Genomic DNA, 19,664 nt, shown 5'->3' with positions numbered 1-19,664 from the left:
TCAAAGTCCATGTTCAGCGCGGATCATGTCGGCTGCTTTTTCCGCAATCATGATCGTTGGCGCATTTGTATTCGAGGAAATAAGGCGTGGCATGATCGAGGCATCCACGACCCGCAATCCAGCAATGCCGTTGAATTTAAGCTGTGGGTCAACTACTGCCGCCGCGTCCGCGCCCATCCGGCATGTGCCTGCGGGGTGATGATCGGTTTTGGCGTTTTGGCAGGCAAAGTTGAAATAATCCTCGTCCGTGCGCACATCTTTCCCCGGGAGGATTTCCGACTGCACGAAGGGCTTAAGGGCATCCTGCCGCATAATTTCTTGGGCAAGTTTTAACCCGCGAATGGACATTTCACGGTCATGCGGATCGGCCCAGTAGTTTGGATCAATCAACGGCGCGTCGGCGTGATCCGCTGTCGCAAGGCGCACGGTTCCGCGCGAACGGGGCCGTAAATAAGCCGAATTCAGCGTCACACCCGGATTGCGCATTTTGCTAACGCCCGCCTCGATGCCCGACCCAAGACCGAGGTGGAATTGAATATCGGGCGAACGCGCCCCCTCCTCCGCGTACCAAAAGCCACCGGTTTCAAACAAGCTTGAGGCGACGGGCCCGCTTTTGGAGAAGATGTATTGCAGGCCCGCGACCACCGACCAATACGGCTTGGCATATTTGTCATAGGTATGGTCGCCCGTGCATTCCGAAATTGTGAAAAGATCAAGATGATCCTGTAGGTTTGATCCCACTTCGGGCTGATCAAACGTCACATCCACGCCTACGTCGCGCAGGTGATCGGCGGGACCGATACCCGAACGCATCAACAGCGTTGGTGAGCCGATGGCCCCCGCCGAGACAATGACCTCCGCATCTGCATGCAGAGTTTCGGAGCCGTTCTTCGCCAGAACTTCAACACCAACCGCGCGGTGATTTTCGACAAGGATCTTCCGGACCATTGCATCGGTGCGCACGGTCAAATTGGACCGCCCTCGCGCGGGATCAAGAAAGGCAACCGAGGTTGAAGATCGGCGCGCATCCCGTTGAGTCAATTGATAAAAGCCAACTCCATCCTGCGTCTCACCCGTCATATCATGGTTGCGCGGAATCCCGAGTTCGGCCCCTGCGGCGAAATATGCGTCGCAAATCGGCAAAGGCGCGCGAGGTTGGGAAACCCCCAAGGGCCCGCCTTGCCCATGAAATTCTCCGCCATACGTGTCATTGTCTTCGGACTTGCGAAAATACGGCAGGACGCCTTCATACGACCAGCCTGTACAGCCCATTTGTCGCCATTCATCATAGTCCAGAGCATTGCCGCGGGTGTAAATCTGGGCGTTGATCGACGACCCACCACCGATCACTTTGCCCTGCGTATAACGGATCACCATATCGTTCATGTGCCTTTGCGGAACGGTATGCCAACCCCAACTGCCAATGCCCTTGGTCATTTTCGCAAAGCCAGCGGGCATCTTGTAGAAGGGGTGCCAATCGCGCCCGCCAGCCTCCAGAAGCAGAACAGAAGTTTGCGGATTTTCGGAGAGTCGAGCGGCCAGAACGCATCCTGCTGCCCCACCCCCGACGATAATAAAGTCATCTGATTTAGTCATTGCATCCTCACAATCGATGGATGGACAGGCCGCCATCCACTGGAATGATGGCCCCATTGGCGAAAGCCATTTGCCCCCGCACAAGTGGCACCACGATGCTTGCGATATCGCTTGGAGTACCCCATCGTTTTGCAGGAACCAAGCCACCTTCAATGCGGGGCGTGTAGGCGTCCTTTACGCCAGCGGTCATGTCGGTTTCGATAATTCCAGGCCGCAACTCAAACACGCCAATGCCGTCCTCTGCCAGTCGTGCAGCAAAGAGTTGCACCATCATCGCCGCCCCCGCTTTAGACAGGCAGTATTCCCCCCGTTCAATCGACACCATCGCGGCGCTGACGGAAGTGACAAATACGATGGACCGATAGTTTGCGCTTGCAGGCGAAGCGAGCATCCGCTGTGCCACTGCTTGGGCCAAAAAGAACGCCCCTTTGAGGTTTACGTCCATCACAAAGTCATAACTATCTTGGGTGAGGTTCAGCAAATCGCCGCGCACTTTTGCGGGCACCCCTGCGTTTGAAACAAGGCTCGCGACAGGCCCCAAATCAGCTTCAATCTGATCCAATAAGTGCCCCACCGAAGCAACATCCCGAAGATCATGTTGGTAATACAGCGCATCCACGCCCAGTTTTCCAAGGGCGTCACGTACCGCGTTACTGTCAGGCGCACTGTCGGCGGCAAGCGCCACCCGATAGCCGTTTTCCACAAGGGCGTGGGCAATTCCAAGGCCAATGCCTTTTTGTCCACCTGTGATCAGGGCAACCGGTTTCATTCTTTTAAGTCCTTGTTTTTAATATGCTCAGCGACACGCAACGCCTGAGCGGCAATGGTCAGCGCGGGGTTCACAGCTGCGGAATTTGGCAAAAAGCTGGCGTCGACGACGAATAGATTTGGGTGATCATGCGCACGACAATGCAGGTCCAAAACGCTTGCTTTTGGGTCGGTGCCAAAAACGGCGGTACCGCACTGATGCGAAGGCGTCGCACGGTCGAAAGCTCGGGAAAGCATGATAGGATAGCCCGCTTTGCGCATCACTTTCTTTGCCTGCGCAACAAGGGCTTCGTGGGCTTCCCAGTTCGAGCGTTTCCAATCCAGAACGATTTGGTCCCCCTTCAGCGTCACGCGGCTTTCAAGCGACGGAAGGTCTTCGCTCATGGCATACCAATCGACCGAATGTCGGGTGATCCAATCCGCCACGCGCGTGGGTATGCGGGCTTGCGAGCGCAGGATGGGCGTTGTGATTTTTCCAAGCAATTGCATGTTACCCAAGGGGGAGTTGTTTGGGCCCCCTTTTAAGTAGAAATCATTGAAATAAAGCGTTTTCTGATAAATCGCCGTATTTGCTCGCCATGGATTTATCGCCATGAGCGCCGTGCAATTGTGGTTCATGAACCGCCGCCCAACAAGATCGGAGCTATTGGCCAGTCCCGTGGGATGTGCGTCGTTCGCAGAGCGCAGAAGCAACGCTGCCGAATTCACCGCGCCTGCGGATAGAATCGCGATTTTGGGCTTGAGGGTGTGAAATTCACCGTCTTTTTCATAGTGAATTTCGGTGATCCGCTGTTTTGAATCCGTCTGCAAACGTTTAACCATTGCGCCCGTAATGAGCGTGAAATTCTCGTATTGTTTTGCTTTGGCAATGCCAACACTTTCGGCGTCGCGCTTGGCCCCCGTTGTGTCGGGATGGCCATCCCAAGAGTCGTCGCCCCCCATGAGCCAATGTTCGATGTCCACGGCCAACGGCAGGCTCGCGGGCGACACGCCTGCACGGCGCAATCGTGCGCGGACATCCGCAATAGATGCCTCATCTGGGACCGCGGGATAGGGATAGGCTCCAGCGCGAATAGGGTCTGTTGGGTCCTCGCCCGCGTGGCCACGCACATCAAAAAGCGCTTCGGCCTTGTCATACCAAGGGGCGAAATCCGTGTAAGAAAGCGGCCATGCGGGGGAGGTTCCGCCTAAATGTTGCATCTCAGTGAAATCCTCGGCGCGATAGCGCAACATCACACCGCCGTAGAATTTCGTGTTTCCCCCGACATAATAGAAGTTGCCGGGGCTAAAACCTGCGCCCGACGGCGTAAGCCACTGCTCATCAGACCGAAAAAAACCACGTTTAAAAATGGCGTCGTCGTCCCGACACTCGGGACTTGGGCGCATATAATCGCCACGTTCCAGCATGACAATTTGAACGCCGGTTGGAGCGAGGGACGCAGCCAAAGTTGCGCCGCCCATTCCAGAGCCGATGATGACAATATCGGGTTTCACAAAGCCAAAACTCCCTTGTGCCAATCAGGCAATGCGGTTTTCGGTTTGCGGATCAAACGGAATCGCTTTTTCCATGTTGATCGCAAACGGAGCGATTTCACCTGGCTTCACTTCGGCATCCGCACGCATCCGTGCGACACATTCAAATCCGCCGAAGGTACAGGTGACGAAGGTGTCTGATCCTGCGGGTTCGGTCACTTCGACACGGGCTTGAACCGCCTCGATATGACGCGAAGATTGGTCGGCGCCATCTGGGTCGGTGATCGCCTCGGGGCGAATGCCCATGGTGATTTTTTGCCCGTCATAGGCACGCAATGCATCGGCGGAATTCACGCATTTCAGGCGCACGCCTTCGCCGTCTTTGGTTTGGGTTTTTACGTAAACGGACTCGCCTTCGACCTGCACAGTCATGGGCAGTAAATTCATCGACGGAGACCCCATAAAGGAGGCCACAAACAGGTTGGCGGGGGTGTCGTAGATTTCCTTCGGCGTGCCCAATTGCTGTACATAACCGCCGTTCATTACCGCGATCCGCGTGCTCAGGGTCAGGGCTTCGATTTGATCGTGGGTCACGTAAACGATGGTTGTACCGAGTTTTTGATGCAGTTTCTTGATCTCGGTCCGCATATCGACCCGCAATTTGGCATCCAAATTCGACAATGGTTCGTCAAACAAAAACACATCCGGTTTGCGCACAAGAGCACGCCCCATCGCCACACGTTGGCGTTGGCCGCCCGAAAGTTGCCCCGGTTTACGATCCAAAAGCAGTTCAATTTGGAGCAGTTTGGCCACATCCGCCAAGGCTTTTTCGCGCTCGGGTTTGGGCACTCCGTGCATTTCCAAACCAAAGGTGATGTTTTTACCCACGGTCATATTCGGGTAAAGTGCATAGCTTTGAAACACCATCGCGATGTTGCGTTGCGAGGGATGCACCCCGTTCATAAGGTTGCCTTTGATACTGATGTCGCCTGTCGTGATTTCCTCTAGACCCGCGATCATATTCAGCAGAGTAGATTTCCCACAGCCGGAGGGGCCGACGAGGACCAGAAACTCCCCCTCTTCAACAGATATATCCACATTGTGCAGCACTTGCACGGAGCCATAGGATTTCGTTGCATTGTTAATATCGAGAAAACCCATTGGATTAGCCTTTCACTGAGCCAGCCATCAAACCGCGGACGAAGTACCGACCAGCGACGATGTAGACGAGGAGTGTTGGCAGGGCGGCTAAGATCGCGCCTGCAAAGTGGACATTGTATTCTTTGACCCCAGTCGAACTCTGAACGAGGTTGTTGAGGGCGACGGTCATCGGTTGGCTATCAAAGTCCGCGAAGGATGCGCCAAACAGGAAGTCATTCCAGATATTGGTAAATTGCCAGATAACGGACACCACGATGATCGGCCCTGAACTTGGCAAAAGAATGCGCCAGAAGATGCGAAAGAAACCCGCGCCGTCGATCATTCCCGCCTGCACAAGTTCCGTCGGGAACGCGGCGTAGTAATTGCGAAAATAGAGGGTGGTGAAGCCGACACCGTAGACGACGTGCACCAACACAAGGCCAGAAGTTGTTCCCGCGATATCCAACAAGCCAAGAACGCGGGCCATTGGGATCAGCACGATTTGGAACGGGATAAAGCAGGAAAACAACACCAATCCATAGAGAAATGTGTCATAGCGGAAGCGCCATTTGGTAAGTACGTAGCCATTCAACGCCCCCAAAACCGTCGAAATCGCAACAGCAGGCACCACCATTTTGAGGGAGTTCCAGAAGTAGGGTTTCAGGCCCGTTGGCTCGACACCAATTTGAGCGGTCGACCACGCACTGCGCCAGGCGTCAAATGTCCAGATTTCGGGCAAGGCCAGCATATTGCCACCCGTAATCTCGGCCAGAGGTTTGAGGGAGTTCACCACCATCACAAACAAGGGAAGCGCGTAAAACAGGACAAAAAGGAGCAAGAACAGATAGATAAAGACGCGCGTCACACGACCTGTGCGAATGGCGCTATCGGCAGAAGCAGCAGACATTATTTGCCCTCCTTGAGTTCAGCATAGAGGTAGGGGATCATAATCGCAGCGATTGTCATGAGCATGATCACAGCACTTGAGGCCCCGATCCCCATCTGGTTTCGCGAGAAGGTATAGGAGTACATGAAGGTTGCGGGTAGTTCCGTCGCCCGCCCCGGACCGCCGCCCGTTAAGGCGATGACGAGGTCGTAGGACTTGATCGCAAGGTGGCTGAGGATCACAAAGGCCGACAGAAATGCGGGACGTAATTGCGGGATGATAATGCGGCGATAAAGGTTCCAATTCGAGGCCCCATCCATTTGCGCCGCTTTGAGGATTTCGTTGTCTATGCCGCGCAAGCCAGCCAAGAACATCGCCATCACAAACCCGCTGGTTTGCCAGACGGCGGCAAGGACCACGGTGTAAATCGCATAGTCGCGGTTCTTGATCCAATCGAATTGGAAGCTGGTCCAGCCCCAAAGATGCATGGTATGTTCAAGCCCAATTCCGGGGTCGAGCAGCCATTTCCATGCCGTACCCGTCACAATAAAGCTCAAGGCCATGGGATAGAGATAGATCGGGCGCAAAACGCCCTCGCCGCGAATTTTTTGGTCAAGGAAGATCGCCAGTGCAAGGCCGATCACCGTACAAATAATGATATAGAGCGAGGCAAAAATGGCGAGGTTCTTGAGGGCAATCGTCCAGTGACTTAGGCGAAAAAGCTTATCATAATTCTCAAATCCGACCCAGCCAAAACTGGGGAGCATCCGACTATCGGTAAACGACAGATAGACGGTGAAAATGATAAATCCATAGACAAAGACAAAGACCATTGCCACCGAGGGAGACAGGACGAGCTTGGGAATCCAGTTTTGTAGGCGTGTTTTGAAATCTGGCTGGGCAGTTGGCTGCGCCATAGTGCTCTCCCTGTTTTTGAAAGCGATTGCAGGGTGGGCCGACCCACGCGAGGTCGGCCCAGATGTAGAGATCTTATTGCGCGATGGAGACTGCGTCGACCAATTCTGACGTCGCTGTTTCGCTGTCGTATTCGCCATTAAAGTGAGCGGTTACAACGTCATAGATCGCGTTCTTAACGGACGCATTCGATGCGTGTCCGTGCGCCATTGATCCATAGAGATTACCGGATGCAGAAGCGGCTGCGAGATCGGCAATGCCTTGTTTACCACAGGCATCGAAGGCCTCGTCGCTCACATCAGTGCGGGCAGGAACGGAGCCTTTGACCACGTTGAACGCCGATTGGAAGGACGGGGACAAGATCGCTGTTGCAAGGGCTGCTTGCTCATCAGATACCGTATCGCCTTGGCTGAACATTGCGAATTGATCCGCGTTGAACGTGACTTGATCTTGGGTGCCTGGAAAGCGGAAGCAAAGGAAATCTTCGCCGGGAACTTTACCCGCATTCAAGAATTCGCCCTTGGCCCAATCGCCCATCATTTGGAAGCCCGCTTCGCCATTAATGACCATCGACGTTGCAAGGTTCCAATCGCGACCCGAGAAGTTGTCGTCCACATTTGCGCGAATGAAAGACATGCGGTCGAACGCTTGTTTCATTGTGTCCGAGCCCAGTGCTTCGGGGTCCAAATCAATAAAGGCCGCCTTGTAGAAATCGGGCCCGCCCGTAGACATGACAACCGCATCAAAAATGGTCGCATCCTGCCAAGCTTGGCCACCGTGAGCGATGGGGGTGAGGCCCGCTGCTGCGAGGGTGTTTACCGCCGCTTCGAACTCTTCCCATGTCGTTGGAACAGCAATACCATTGGCTTCTAGCACCGCTTTATTTGCCCAAACCCAGTTGGTCGAGTGGACGTTAACAGGGGCTGCAACCCACTGGCCATCCACCTTGGAAAAGGCTTGCAATGCTTCTGGAACAACCGCGTCCCAGCCTTCAGCGGCAGCAACATCGTTGAGGTTCGCCAAAGCGCCTTGATCGGCCCAATCGAGGATATCAAAGCCCAACATTTGAACGGCTGTTGGTGCGTTTCCTGCTGTAACACGTGCGCGCAAAACGGTCATCGCCGCATCGCCGCCACCGCCCGCAACGGGCATATCTTGCCAACCGATGCCTTGGCTTTCGAGGTCTTGCTTGAGCACGTTCAGCGCTGCGGCCTCCCCCCAGAAGTCCACCAGTGTAGGACCTCAACATCTGCGGCAACAGCCATGCTGCCCGTGATCGCAAGTGTGGCCAAAGTAGAAGTAGTAAGTTTCATAAATTTACGCATTTGGTTTCCTCCCTTTTTGCGTTGTCGTCTTTATGGATTTAGACCCATCTGGAGCGCGTTTTGCCGATCCTCATTTGAACGGTCTTTGTCTCAAGATATTCATCCATTCCGTGGTGGCCCAACTCCCGGCCCAATCCACTTTCTTTCGCGCCGCCAAAAGGCAGCTCTGCAAACCCGTCCATCCACGTGTTGGTCCAAACAGTTCCCGCTTGAACCCGCCGTGCAAATTTCAAACAGGTGCTAATATCTTGGCTCCAGACTCCCGCCGACAATCCATAATCGCCACCATTCGCGATTTCCAAAGCTTCGTCAAATGTTGTAAACGTTAGGACGGATAAAACGGGTCCAAAGACTTCCTCAGAGGCAATTGCCATATTTTTGGTCACATTTGCCACGACCGTCGGCTGATAAAACTCGCCCGACATCCCGTCAATGGTAAGGGGTGCGCCGCCAATCGCAACGGTTGCGCCAGCCTTAACTGCGTCTTTCACATAACCGTCTATTTTGGCTTGGTGTTGTGAAGAAATAATAGCCCCTACCTTTGTGGACGGATTCAGCGGATCACCGAATGGAACCTTGCGTGATAATTCAACAATTTTCTGTATTAGCACCGCGGCAATATCATGATGTACGATAATCCGTGAACCAGAATTGCAACATTGGCCCGCATTGAAATATATACCAAACACAATCGCATCTGCGGCTTCATCCAAATCGGCATCGGGGAAAATGACCTGCGGGTTTTTGCCGCCAAGTTCCAGCGAGACTTTCTTTAACGTTTTGGAGGTCGCGGCCACGATCGCTTTGCCAACTGCAGTGGAGCCTGTAAACGACACCATATCGACATCGGGATGATTGGTGAGGTTTGTGCCGACAGGATCGCCGTAGCCCAAAACGATATTCACGACCCCAGCGGGCAATCCGGCCTCGATCAAAAGCTGGCCGAGGATCACAGTGGTTGCCGAGGTCAACTCGGAGGGTTTGATAACGGCGGTACAGCCTGCCGCCAAGGCAAAGGGCAGTTTTTGCGACACGATAAGGAACGGAAAATTCCACGGCGTAATCATTGAAACAACACCAATCGGCTCTTTGAGGACAACCCCGAGCATATCGGGGCCGAGCGTGTTGTGGCTGTCACCATGGATCGTGCGGGCAAGCGAGGCCGCAAAGCGCCAGATGTCGGCTGCCCCTTCGATTTCCGCTTCGGCTTGGGCGATGGGCTTGCCGCTTTCCATCGTTTCATACAGGGCGATGCGCGACCGATTGGCGTCGATAAGGTCGGCAACTTTCAACAGAAATGTCGCGCGTTCCTTGCCAGAGGTATCCGACCATCGCCGATCATCAAATGCGGTACGTGCTGCGGCAATCGCCGCCTCAACTTCGGCTTCGCCGCCCAACGCGGCCTGCGTAACCAACTGCCCATTGGCGGGCGAAAAACGATCAAACGTTTGGCCAGACGCACTCGAGACCCAAGCGCCGTTAATGAGGTGTTGCGCAATAAAAACATCCGTGGGGGCAGGAACAGCACCCGCTCCAGAGATCAGTGTCAGATCATGTGTCATCACGGGAATTATCCTTGAAATTTGCAGGGCGTTTGGCGCGAAACGCGGCAACCCCTTCGGTTTTGTCTGGCGAGGCGGCCATAACCGCACCGCCTAAAGCCTCGATCATGGCGCTGCGCTCCTCATTTAGCGCCGCCGCCAACATATATTTCGCCACCTCAGTGGCCTGTGGCGACTTGGTTTTTATCTCGGCGGCCATAGCAAATGCGTCGCCGCGCGGATCATCGGAAACGGAATTCACAAACCCCAACGTATAGGCGCGCTCAGCACTTAACCGACGCCCCGTTAGGACCAGCTCTTTTAGAATGGCCGCTGGCATCAACTGAACTAGGCGCTGTGTTCCGGACCATCCTGGCACAATCCCAACCCCTGTTTCAGGAAGAGCCAGCGTTGCGCGCGGGCTCGCCACACGCAAATCACAGGCAGCCGCGAGTTCCAGCCCGCCGCCAAAAGCGTGGCCGGAAAGCACCGCAATTGTCGGCACGTGAAGGCGCGCGATACGGTCAAAAATCCGATGGCCGCTGCGGATCCAATAGCGTGCGAAATCCATCGGCGACAAGTCCGCCCACGCGTTGATATCTGCCCCCACGCAAAACGCGCGATCCCCTTGCGCCGTAAGGACGACACAACGCAAATCGGCATTCGTTTCCAGTACAGTCAAATGGCGCTCAAGGTCGGCAAGCATTGCGGGCGTCAAGGCGTTGAGTTTGGTGGGATTATCCAGTCGTAACTCTGCGACACCATCGGTGAGATCAAGATGTACATTGCTCATAGCTTCAACCCCATCTTCCCTTCGGACAGCAGTGAAAGCGGCATAATTTTAACGTCTTTAGCCACAGCAACGCGACCTTCACTTGCGGCGATTATGTCAACCTCCGGATCAATTCCGGGCATAATTTCGAAGGCAACGAGACCGTTGTCTTCCAGGCGCATCACGCATCTTTCGGTGATGTAAATAACGTCTTGCCCTTGGCGTCGCGCGCGTTGCCCCGCAAAAGTAACATGCTCAACCATCTCTACCATTTTGGTAAAATTCCCCTGTGCCGCGACCCGAATTCCGCTCTCGGACACTTCCAATTTGGCACCTGCGGCGAAATATCCCGAGAAAACAATCTTGCGGGCGTGGGCCGTGATGTCGACGAACCCGCCGCATCCCGCCGTCAAATAGGGCTTCTTCCCCAGCTTTGACACGTTGACATTTCCGTCGCGATCTACCTCTAAAAACGACAGGAACGAGACGTCAAACCCGCCCCCTTGAAAGTAGGTAAACTGCGTTGGCGACGGCAAAATCGCATCCGCGTTGGAGGCACAGCCAAAGGCGAAATCAGTCAATGGGACGCCGCCGACAGCACCTTGTTCAATCGTCCACGTCACCGATTGCGGATACCCTTCCTCCAGAAGGACCCGTGGCACATTCGCCGAAATTCCAAACCCTAGGTTGGCGGTATCCCCCTCCTTCAGCTCCATCGCAGCGCGGCGCGCAATAACCTTCTCGACGCCATATTCAGGAAGGGAGAAACTGTCCCACGGACGCATAATTTCCCCCGAAATCGCAGGATCATACGTGGTTTCTGTTGTCTGTTTTTGATCAGGGTCAATCACTACATAATCGACCAAATGTCCGGGGATATGCACGTCATGTGGACGGAGCGAACCCGCCGCCGTCACACGTTTCACTTGCGCGATAACGATGCCACGATGATTGCGCACGGCAATTGCCTGATCTAACGCGCCAAGCGTTGCACCTTCGTGTTCAAAGGTGAGATTGCCGCGTTCGTCGGCGGTGGTGGCGCGAATAATCGCAATATTGGGTACGATATTCGGAAAATGCAGCCATGTTTCTCCCGCAAATTCCTGTTTATGGACAATTGGTTCGGCGGCAGCTCGTTCATTCATCGCGCAGCCTTCCCGCACTGGATCAACGAATGTCTCAAGCCCCACTTTGGTCAAAACGCCCGGCCTTCTGGCGGCCACATCTCGGTGCATATCAAACAGAATACCCGACGGCACATTATACGCCGCCACGCGGTTTTCCGTCAGCATTTCCCAAATGGCAGGCATCGGCAAAGAGGAGGGGCCGCTGGGATAGGACCCCGCAATGATCCGCGCCAGCAAGCCGTCTTGCGCAAGATGATCGATACCTTTGATGCCGTACATATCGCCCGCCGCAATCGGGTGCAAAGTGGTCAAATCGCGAGGATGGCCCTCCTGTGCGAACCGGTTGCCAAGTGCCTTGAGCACCAGATCAGGACACCCCAATCCAGACGACGACGACACAGTCACAACGTCCCTGTCCTTAATTTTCGAGACCGCCTCTGCGGCGGACACAATCTTCGAAAGCATGGCTTACAAGCCTCCGTAATTGACAGCGACGCGGGTTCCCGTGGTCGCGGCCTGTTTGACGGCTGCGGCGACGGCAAGCGAGCGCACGCCATCGCGCCCTGTCGCGGCTGGCTGACCCTGCCCAGCAACCGCGCCCATAAAGTGATCTATCGACCGCGCATAGAGATTATGATCGCTGAACTTAATCTCCTCAACGCCGTCCGCCGTGCGCAATTCAACTTGCCCAATGGGCTGTTGCGTCATTACGTTTTTGGCAATGATCGACCCTTTGGTGCCATGAAATTCGAGACCCGTTTCGGCGTGGCGAAGCGTGAAACCTTCATGGGTCTGGACCAATATTCCTGACGGCATTTTCCAGACAGACATGACTGAATCCTCAACCCCCTGCCCCAAACTGCCGGAGGCCTCAATTGCGGTCACTTCCAACGGATATTCCCCGAGATGAAAGCCAACCGTGTCCGCGTCATGCACAACGATATCTGGTATGACACCGCCCCCCGCCGCCGCACTGTTAATACGCCAGCCTTGAAGCGATTCAGGCAGGTAAACCGCATGGAAAACGCGCACAGCCTGCACATTGCCAATCCGGCCCGCATCGATCAACTCTTTGATTTTCAAATGCGACCCTGCATTGCGCAAATGGTGGTTCGTCGCGAGAACAACGCCCGCTTCCTCGGCAGCATTGACCATCTCAAGCGCATCCGCACAGGACATCGCCAAAGGCTTTTCACACAGCACATGTTTGCCCGCAGCAATCGCAGCAAGCGCTTGAAATTTATGCTTTTCGTTTGTGGTTGAGATATAGACGGCATCAAGATTCGGGTCGGCAAGCATCGCCTCAAGATCCGTTGTGGAGGACCTGATATCATGCGTCTTTGCATACTCCGCACCCCGTTCAGCATTTGCGCTGAGCACTGAAATAATCTGATTGCCCGCACAAGACCGGATCGCCGAAATCATATGCCCGGCTGCAATCGTGCTCGCCCCAATCAATCCCCAGTTCATACTATCTCCCAACCATTTTTGGAACGTTCCAATTTCGAATCCACTATTATTTGGAACGTTCCAGCCAGTCAACACATTTTTGAAATCTAGTTATGGAATACTATTTGTCAGGCTTCTGAGGGGCCAAGAGTTACAGCGGGAAGTATCGTCCCGCTACTGTCGCCAAACCCAATGATATACCCGTCCCCTTGCGCTTTACCTCGCAAAGTTAGCGTGTCACCGTCTTCGATGAAGCTGCGGATTTCGCCAGTGTCTAAGGCGAAGGGTTTGCGCCCTGCCCAGCTGAGTTCCATGAGCGATCCAAACTCGTCGCGTGTGGGCCCCGAAATTGTGCCCGATCCCAACAAATCCGCCGTGTTCATGGCGCAACCGCTGCTTGCGTGGTGGCACAGTTGTTCGGCGGCAGAGTAATACATGCGATTGTAGTTGGTTCTGCTGATTACGGTGGCTGTCGCAGCCCCTTGGGGTTGCATCAGCACCTCAAGATCAATGTCATACAACCCGTTTTTTGTGCCGTTCAAATAGGGTAGCAGCGCCTTTACACGCGGTGGTGTCGCCGCGCGGAAGGGGTTTAGCGCGGCAGACGTTACGATCCACGGGCTGATGCTTGTGCCAAAGGCTTTGCCTTGAAACGGGCCTAGCGGTTGGTATTCCCAGCCTTGGATATCGCGCGCAGACCAATCATTGAGCAGAACATAGCCAAAGATCATGTCGTCGGCCTCATCCACCGTAATCGGTTGGCCCAACTTAGTGCCCGTCCCCACGATGGCGCCCAATTCCAATTCGATGTCCAAACGTTTGGTTGGGCCAAAGGATGGCACCTCGGCGTCCGGCGCTTTAGTCTGGCCGTTGGGGCGGTGGATCGGCGTGCCCGACACCACAATCGAGGACGCGCGCCCATTATAACCGATGGGAATGTGCAACCAATTCGCGGGCAAATCAGGCGACCCACGCAGGATTTCACCCATATTTTTGGCGTGCTGAATGCCTGCGTAAAAATCGGTGTATTCGCGCACTTGAAAGGGCATGTGTAGGGTGGCCTCACACTGGGCAACCAAGTAGGCCGCGACGCGCTCCTGCTCTTTGCTTCCCTCGGCCAACAACTCGATCAAACGCGTGCGCAGCGCATCCCATTTGCTGCGGCCTTGAGCCATAAACGCGTTCCACGCCCCCCCCCAAATGCACCGTTAAAGTCGAGCAGCCCTGCGCCTTCAAGCAATTGAATATCAAGGATATAGTCCCCAATAGCCACCCCGCATCGCGGAGAGGTTTCGCCCACAGAGAACACACCGTAGGGCAAGTTATTGAGTGGGAAAGAAGTCGAGGCGTTGTTGGCGCTTTCCACCCAAGAGCGATGCAATTTCGTCATGATGTCCCCTTAACAATCTGCTGTTGATCGGCGCGGCGCGTCACATCACATATTCCATTGCGACTTAAACATAAAATAACTTTTCATTTCTTGCCCGCAGTCCCGTCGAATTTCTTCTCAAGACTCTCCCAACAATCGATATAGTCATCCTGAAGCGGCGCTTCCTTACCAGCGAATGCGGTCAGATGTTGGGGAAAACGGGTCTCGAACATAAACGACATCGTGTTGTCGAGTTTCTCGGCCTTGAGGTCGGCATTGGACGCGCCTTCAAACGCATTTTTATCTGGACCATGCGGCAACATCATATTGTGCAAACTAATCCCGCCGGGCACAAACCCCTTCGGTTTGGCATCATACTTGCCATAAATATTGCCCATCATCTCGGACATAATATTCTTGTGGTACCAAGGCGGACGGAAGGTATCTTCGGCCACCATCCAGCGCTCGCGGAACAGCACAAAGTCGATATTGGCCGTCCCAGCTTGCCCCGAAGGCGCCGTCAGAACGGTAAAAATCGAAGGGTCTGGATGATCAAACAAGATCGCCCCAACAGGGCAATACGTCCGCAGGTCGTATTTCACGGGCGCGTAATTTCCATGCCATGCCACCACATCCAACGGCGACTGGCCGATCTTGGTTTCATGGAACTGGCCGCACCATTTCACGGTCACAGTTGAGGGCACTTCGCGATCTTCATAGGCTGCAACAGGCGCCTTAAAGTCGCGCGGGTTAGCCATACAATTCGCCCCAATCGGACCCCGCCCCGGCAGCTCAAATTTCTGTCCATAATTCTCGCAGACAAATCCGCGGGCAGGCCCCTCAAGCACTTCGACGCGATACACAAGCCCGCGCGGGATAATCGCGATTTCCTTAGGCTCCACATCCAGAATGCCAAGCTCGGTATAAAACCGCAGTCGCCCCTCCTGTGGCACCACCAGCATTTCGCTGTCTGCCGAGAAGAAATAGCTGTCTTCCATGCTTTCAGTGACCAGATAAATATGGGTCGCCATGCCGACTTGAGTGTTCACATCTCCCGCCGTCGTCATCGTGCGCATCCCCGTCAACCACGTCAGTGGATGATCGCCGTGGGGCACCGGATCCCAGCGATATTGCCCAAGGCTGGTCACATCATTCAGGACGTTCGGCGCGGATTTCCAATACGGCAGATCGATTTTTTCATATCGGTGCGAATGCTTAACCGACGGACGAATTCGATAACACCACGTGCGTTCGTTTTGATGACTTGGCGCGGTGAACGCCGTTCCTGACAGCTGCTCACCATACAGACCATAGTTGCATTTCTGCGGACTATTCATGCCCTGTGGCAACGCCCCCTCAAGCACTTCGGTCTCATAGTCATTGCCAAACCCGGGCATGTAACCCGTGTTGGGTCCCGGCAAGGACGGGGCCTGAATCATTCGGTTTGGTGGAATTTGCGTATTCATGGAGGCCTCCGACAATTGCCATTGCGTCTAAAATATCAGTTGCTTTTGTAACTAACAACGCTTGTTTTGCCTAAAACGTAGCGCTAGAAATTTCCGAAACTTTCGGGGCGCTTCTGTCAAATTCTAGCAAAAAACATGCCTGGGGAATCTTGATAGCGCGCGTGAGGTCGCATATTTAGATAGTGTCGCTTGCCCACTGAGATTGATGTGACGCATTAGAATAGAATAGTAACTTATTGAATTTAATAGATATACTCAACCACCCTCCATCACTAAATTCATCACAGACATAAAAAATGAAGTGCACGCAGATCAGCCTGTGATACGTTATGTATTAGGTCGGTGCGGTTTCGCGCCGCAGGTTTTTGAAAACGCGTACCGCAACTGGTACGCTCCAACCTTGGATAACGGGCAGCCACACTATGTCATTACAATTCGAAAAAATCCGCGACACCAATTTGCACTACAGCTTCCACTCCGAAACAAAAGCGGCGAAGCCCGTTGTCTTCCTCAACTCCTTGGGAACAGATTTTCGGATTTGGCAGGGCGTGGCAGACAAACTGCCTGATGTTCCTAAATTGATGATGGATAAACGCGGGCACGGTCTGAGTGATATGGGAGCGATCAGCATTGAAGGCCTCGCTCAAGATGTGGCCGGTTTGATGGACCATCTTGGCCTCACAGCGGCCATCATTTGCGGCGTATCCGTTGGTGGATTGATCGCCCAATCTCTTGCTGCCCTTCGCCCCGATCTGGTCGCGGGGCTTGTGTTGAGCAACACGGGTGCGAAAATCGGCGACGACGCCACGTGGAACCAGCGTATCGACGCGGTCGAAGCCACGGGCCTGGAACCCATGGCGGATGCGGTGATGGAAAGGTGGTTTTCAGCAGAATTCCACAAGACTAAATCCGCGCAATTGGCGGGATATCGCAACATGCTGACGCGAACCACCGTCGAGGGCTATGCGCAATCATGCAGAGCCATTCGCGACGCGGACCTAACCGTATCAACCCGCGCGATAGCCGTCCCTACAATCTGCATTGGCGGCTCCGAAGACAAAGCGACGCCGCCCGAACTTGTACGTGCACTCTCTGACTTGATTGCGGATTCAAAGCTGGAAATCATCCAAGGTGTTGGGCATCTGCCCTGCCTTGAGGTCCCCGAAATCATCGCCGACCACGTGAACGATCTTTGGCGCACCCTTAACCAGTAAGCGCCTTATAAGGTCGGAGTTGTGGACGGCAACGCAACTGGTGGAGAGGCGTTTACGCGGCATTCCACCAGCACGAGCACAGCGCCCGCAAAAAAACCAATGGCTCCAATCAACGTCCAAGCGACCGACGCAGTAATAACAGCACTGCTCGCGCCACCTGACGGCACGAAGGCCATAACGGCAGAGATCATAAACGCGACGCAACCCGCGAAATTGACCAACGCGCCCCACCACGAGATATCCCACGGTCGCCACGACCAATAGCGGTGGCAAGTCTCAATAAATGCCAGATATCCAGAGGTGAGAAAAAGGATGGACCCAAGCAGATCTGGTACCCAAATCGCTAAGTCCTGCTGAAGCCAGCTTTCAATCGACAGCAACGCCATAAAGGTGCAGGCATTAAATAAAAGCGTTCCCAGGAATTGCAAAAAACTACTAAGCCAGCCGATTTGAGAGGGTTGCCAGCCAATCAATACAAACCGCCGAGGTTCAGCGTTTTCATGCGGTAATGCGCCCGAGTTCGCGGCCTGAAACAACTGCAGGTATCCCGCTATCGTGAAAAAAATCGAACCGAGGAAAAAGACCGCATTAACGTCAAATCCAGACATCGAAAAGGTGTGCGCAGCCACAGGCCACAGCGTTAGAATCGAACCGGCGATGAACAAGAACGATCCAATCGAGAACCCGCTGCCGATCCAGACGTTCAGGCTTTCTGGTTTCCACGCGTCACTATAAGTGGGCAAAAATGCCCGCCGCAATCCCTTGCGATGATCTCGCGAGCGCCAGACGTGCTGTTGCCCACGATGCGCATATTGCCGACGCGTTACAAACGGCCATGGGCCGCTTGCAGCGCTGACTTTCGGCCCATCAGTGGAGGGGATGCGACAGTCTTCGGTCAATGATGAAAACCACCGGCGGCATTTTCGCCAAGCGGTGTTTCCGCCGGATGTTTTGTCAAATGTGCCAACGCTTTACGGATGTCGCGCATCAGGAGCGTAGCAAGGTCGCGACTGACTCCGTTGCGCACCAAAATGCGTTGAATAGCTTGGGTCTGACAGTTTGCAGGCAAGGTATATGCGGGCACTTGCCAGCCATAAATCCGCAGACGATCGGCCAAATCGAACAGGGTAAATCCAAGATCAACATCGGGTTTGAGCGTCCAACACAGAGCGGGGATACCAGACGTCATATCGCCATCGTAGACAATGTCAAACGGCCCAAGCGCGCCAATTTCGGCCGCGAGATATTGCGCGGTCGCGTAGCACGCCTTGTGGATTTTGGTGTAACCTTCCCGCCCAAGTCGTTGGAAATTATAGTATTGGCACGTGATAGGCCCGCCCGGACGCGAGAAATTAAGCCCGATATCGCGCATATTTCCGCCCAGATAATTCACCCAGAACACCAAGTTTTCCGGAAGATCGTCGGCGCTGCGCCAAACGATCCAGCCCACACCAAGCGGCGCGAGGCCAAATTTATGTCCGGACGCGTTGATCGACTTCACCCGTGGCAGGCGGAAATCCCACATCAATTCAGGAGCACAGAACGGCGCAAGAAACCCGCCCGAAGCGCCATCAACGTGGATCGGAATATCAAGGCCCGTTTCAGCCTCATACTTGTCGAGCGCCGCAGAAACCGCCTCAACGGGTTCGTATTGCCCCGTGAAGGTCACGCCAAGCGTGGGCACGACACCAATGGTGTTCTCGTCACACAGGCTCAACACCTCTTCTGGCGTCATCAAAAGGCGTCCGTTTTCCATCGGAATTTCGCGGTGTTCCACATCCCAATAGCGGGTGAATTTATGCCAACAAACCTGCACGGGACCGGTGATCAGGTTGGGCTTGTCTATGGGCTTGCCCTCGGCTTTGCGGCGGGCTTCCCAGCGGCGCTTCATCGCCAATCCACCCAGCATCGCCGCCTCACTCGACCCCGTCGTGGAACAGCCTGTAGCCGCGCCACTGGGTGCATTCCATAGGTCCGCAAGCATACGAACACAGCGCTGCTCGATCTCCGCAGTCTGTGGATATTCGTCTTTATCCACCATGTTTTTGTCGATGCAATCATCCATCAGCTGGTGAATTTCAGGCTCTTCCCAAGTCTGGCAGAACGTTGCGAGGTTTTGGCGCGAGTTGCCGTCAAGCATCAACTCGTCGCGGATCGACGCATAGACATTGCGCGGGTCACTTTCGCTTCCGGGAAAGATGCTCTCTGAAAGCGGGACCGACATCTCGTCGGAGCCGTAAATTTCGTCGAAATGGTTAGATGGCGCAGGCGTCTTAGTGGTATCGACCATTGTAGTCCCTCATTGTTGGCGCGCCGAAGGTCGAGAAGAACCAAAATATGAACTCTCAGTTTTTTGACGCAAGATCAAATTGTTGTCCGTTGTATAGAACAAAATTTGACCGCTGGTCCACCCTCCAACCTAATTGGGCGCTGCGGTTTTACATCCAGAACCGTATAAACATATCTCAGCCCAAGTAAGCCTCGTTACGGTCAACCTTGAAAGCGTCATGCATAAAAAGGGATAGCGTCAGGAGTTAAAACGGACGCGTTTATCCTCGGAATGAATTGTAAACGTATTTAAGATAACTCTCGGTACGCAGTTCAATTTTCCGCAAGACCTTAA

The 19,664-nt window shown here is 54.3% G+C and carries 14 protein-coding genes and 2 pseudogenes; 1 reads left to right on the top strand and 15 read right to left on the bottom strand.

Features of this window, described 5'->3' with window-relative positions:
* The 13 genes and pseudogenes from RC74_RS13835 to hmgA all read right to left on the bottom strand — a co-directional run bounded on the left by RC74_RS13835 (position 1) and on the right by hmgA (position 15,827).
* Positions 1-1,596 carry a GMC family oxidoreductase gene (locus tag RC74_RS13835; RefSeq protein WP_039000441.1) on the bottom strand — a complete coding sequence of 532 codons (1,596 nt, stop codon included), beginning with the start codon at positions 1,594-1,596 and terminating at the stop codon, positions 1-3.
* Between the two features lie 7 nt (positions 1,597-1,603).
* Positions 1,604-2,365, bottom strand: a complete 762-nt coding sequence (locus tag RC74_RS13830; protein ID WP_039000406.1) for a 3-ketoacyl-ACP reductase — start codon at positions 2,363-2,365, stop codon at positions 1,604-1,606.
* A complete protein-coding gene (locus RC74_RS13825) occupies positions 2,362-3,858 on the bottom strand; it encodes a GMC oxidoreductase (RefSeq protein ID WP_039000405.1) in 1,497 nt (498 codons plus the stop codon). Before RC74_RS13825 ends, RC74_RS13830 begins: the two co-directional genes overlap by 4 nt.
* A gap of 24 nt (positions 3,859-3,882) precedes the next feature.
* Positions 3,883-4,998 (bottom strand): ABC transporter ATP-binding protein, encoded by a 1,116-nt coding sequence (locus RC74_RS13820; protein WP_039000404.1) that lies wholly within the window; start codon positions 4,996-4,998, stop codon positions 3,883-3,885.
* A gap of 4 nt (positions 4,999-5,002) precedes the next feature.
* Positions 5,003-5,884 carry a carbohydrate ABC transporter permease gene (locus RC74_RS13815; protein ID WP_039000403.1) on the bottom strand — a complete coding sequence of 294 codons (882 nt, stop codon included), beginning with the start codon at positions 5,882-5,884 and terminating at the stop codon, positions 5,003-5,005.
* On the bottom strand, positions 5,884-6,780 hold the full coding sequence (locus tag RC74_RS13810; protein ID WP_039000402.1) for a carbohydrate ABC transporter permease: 897 nt from the start codon (positions 6,778-6,780) through the stop codon (positions 5,884-5,886). The genes RC74_RS13815 and RC74_RS13810 overlap by 1 nt, the downstream gene beginning before the upstream one ends.
* Positions 6,781-6,853: 73 nt before the next feature.
* Positions 6,854-8,091 (bottom strand): annotated as a pseudogene (locus RC74_RS13805) (ABC transporter substrate-binding protein).
* 50 nt (positions 8,092-8,141) lie between these two features.
* A complete protein-coding gene (locus tag RC74_RS13800; protein ID WP_039000400.1) occupies positions 8,142-9,665 on the bottom strand; it encodes an aldehyde dehydrogenase family protein in 1,524 nt (507 codons plus the stop codon).
* Complete coding sequence (locus RC74_RS13795; protein WP_039000399.1) at positions 9,655-10,437, bottom strand: enoyl-CoA hydratase/isomerase family protein; 783 nt, start codon at positions 10,435-10,437, stop codon at positions 9,655-9,657. Before RC74_RS13795 ends, RC74_RS13800 begins: the two co-directional genes overlap by 11 nt.
* Positions 10,434-12,008, bottom strand: a complete 1,575-nt coding sequence (locus tag RC74_RS13790) for an acyl CoA:acetate/3-ketoacid CoA transferase (protein ID WP_039000398.1) — start codon at positions 12,006-12,008, stop codon at positions 10,434-10,436. Before RC74_RS13790 ends, RC74_RS13795 begins: the two co-directional genes overlap by 4 nt.
* 3 nt (positions 12,009-12,011) lie before the next feature.
* On the bottom strand, positions 12,012-13,013 hold the full coding sequence (locus RC74_RS13785) for a Gfo/Idh/MocA family protein (protein WP_039000397.1): 1,002 nt from the start codon (positions 13,011-13,013) through the stop codon (positions 12,012-12,014).
* 107 nt (positions 13,014-13,120) lie between these two features.
* Positions 13,121-14,382 (bottom strand): annotated as a pseudogene (fahA, locus tag RC74_RS13780) (fumarylacetoacetase).
* Between the two features lie 83 nt (positions 14,383-14,465).
* Positions 14,466-15,827, bottom strand: a complete 1,362-nt coding sequence (hmgA, locus tag RC74_RS13775; protein WP_039000395.1) for a homogentisate 1,2-dioxygenase — start codon at positions 15,825-15,827, stop codon at positions 14,466-14,468.
* 422 nt (positions 15,828-16,249) lie between these two features.
* Here hmgA and pcaD point away from each other — a divergent pair, with 422 nt between their 5' ends.
* A complete protein-coding gene (gene pcaD, locus RC74_RS13770; RefSeq protein WP_052274611.1) occupies positions 16,250-17,041 on the top strand; it encodes a 3-oxoadipate enol-lactonase in 792 nt (263 codons plus the stop codon).
* 5 nt (positions 17,042-17,046) lie between these two features.
* Here the strand turns inward: pcaD and RC74_RS13765 are convergent, their stop codons facing one another.
* Both RC74_RS13765 and RC74_RS13760 read right to left on the bottom strand, forming a co-directional pair.
* A complete protein-coding gene (locus tag RC74_RS13765; RefSeq protein WP_052274610.1) occupies positions 17,047-17,940 on the bottom strand; it encodes a hypothetical protein in 894 nt (297 codons plus the stop codon).
* On the bottom strand, positions 17,937-19,331 hold the full coding sequence (locus tag RC74_RS13760; protein WP_039000394.1) for a glutamate decarboxylase: 1,395 nt from the start codon (positions 19,329-19,331) through the stop codon (positions 17,937-17,939). The genes RC74_RS13765 and RC74_RS13760 overlap by 4 nt, the downstream gene beginning before the upstream one ends.
* Positions 19,332-19,664: the final 333 nt, after the last annotated feature.

The sequence above is a fragment of the Falsihalocynthiibacter arcticus genome (assembly GCF_000812665.2).
Taxonomy (GTDB): Bacteria; Pseudomonadota; Alphaproteobacteria; order Rhodobacterales; family Rhodobacteraceae; genus Falsihalocynthiibacter; species Falsihalocynthiibacter arcticus.
This window is presented reverse-complemented; position numbering and strand designations above follow the sequence as displayed.

Coding starts and splice junctions, on each gene's coding strand:
- RC74_RS13835 (WP_039000441.1), bottom strand. CDS start 1,596: ATGACTAAATCAGATGACTTTATTATCGTCGGGGGTGGGGCAGCAGGA.
- RC74_RS13830 (WP_039000406.1), bottom strand. CDS start 2,365: ATGAAACCGGTTGCCCTGATCACAGGTGGACAAAAAGGCATTGGCCTT.
- RC74_RS13820 (WP_039000404.1), bottom strand. CDS start 4,998: ATGGGTTTTCTCGATATTAACAATGCAACGAAATCCTATGGCTCCGTG.
- RC74_RS13815 (WP_039000403.1), bottom strand. CDS start 5,884: ATGTCTGCTGCTTCTGCCGATAGCGCCATTCGCACAGGTCGTGTGACG.
- RC74_RS13810 (WP_039000402.1), bottom strand. CDS start 6,780: ATGGCGCAGCCAACTGCCCAGCCAGATTTCAAAACACGCCTACAAAAC.
- RC74_RS13800 (WP_039000400.1), bottom strand. CDS start 9,665: ATGACACATGATCTGACACTGATCTCTGGAGCGGGTGCTGTTCCTGCC.
- RC74_RS13795 (WP_039000399.1), bottom strand. CDS start 10,437: ATGAGCAATGTACATCTTGATCTCACCGATGGTGTCGCAGAGTTACGA.
- RC74_RS13790 (WP_039000398.1), bottom strand. CDS start 12,008: ATGCTTTCGAAGATTGTGTCCGCCGCAGAGGCGGTCTCGAAAATTAAG.
- RC74_RS13785 (WP_039000397.1), bottom strand. CDS start 13,013: ATGAACTGGGGATTGATTGGGGCGAGCACGATTGCAGCCGGGCATATG.
- hmgA (WP_039000395.1), bottom strand. CDS start 15,827: ATGAATACGCAAATTCCACCAAACCGAATGATTCAGGCCCCGTCCTTG.
- pcaD (WP_052274611.1), top strand. CDS start 16,250: ATGTCATTACAATTCGAAAAAATCCGCGACACCAATTTGCACTACAGC.
- RC74_RS13760 (WP_039000394.1), bottom strand. CDS start 19,331: ATGGTCGATACCACTAAGACGCCTGCGCCATCTAACCATTTCGACGAA.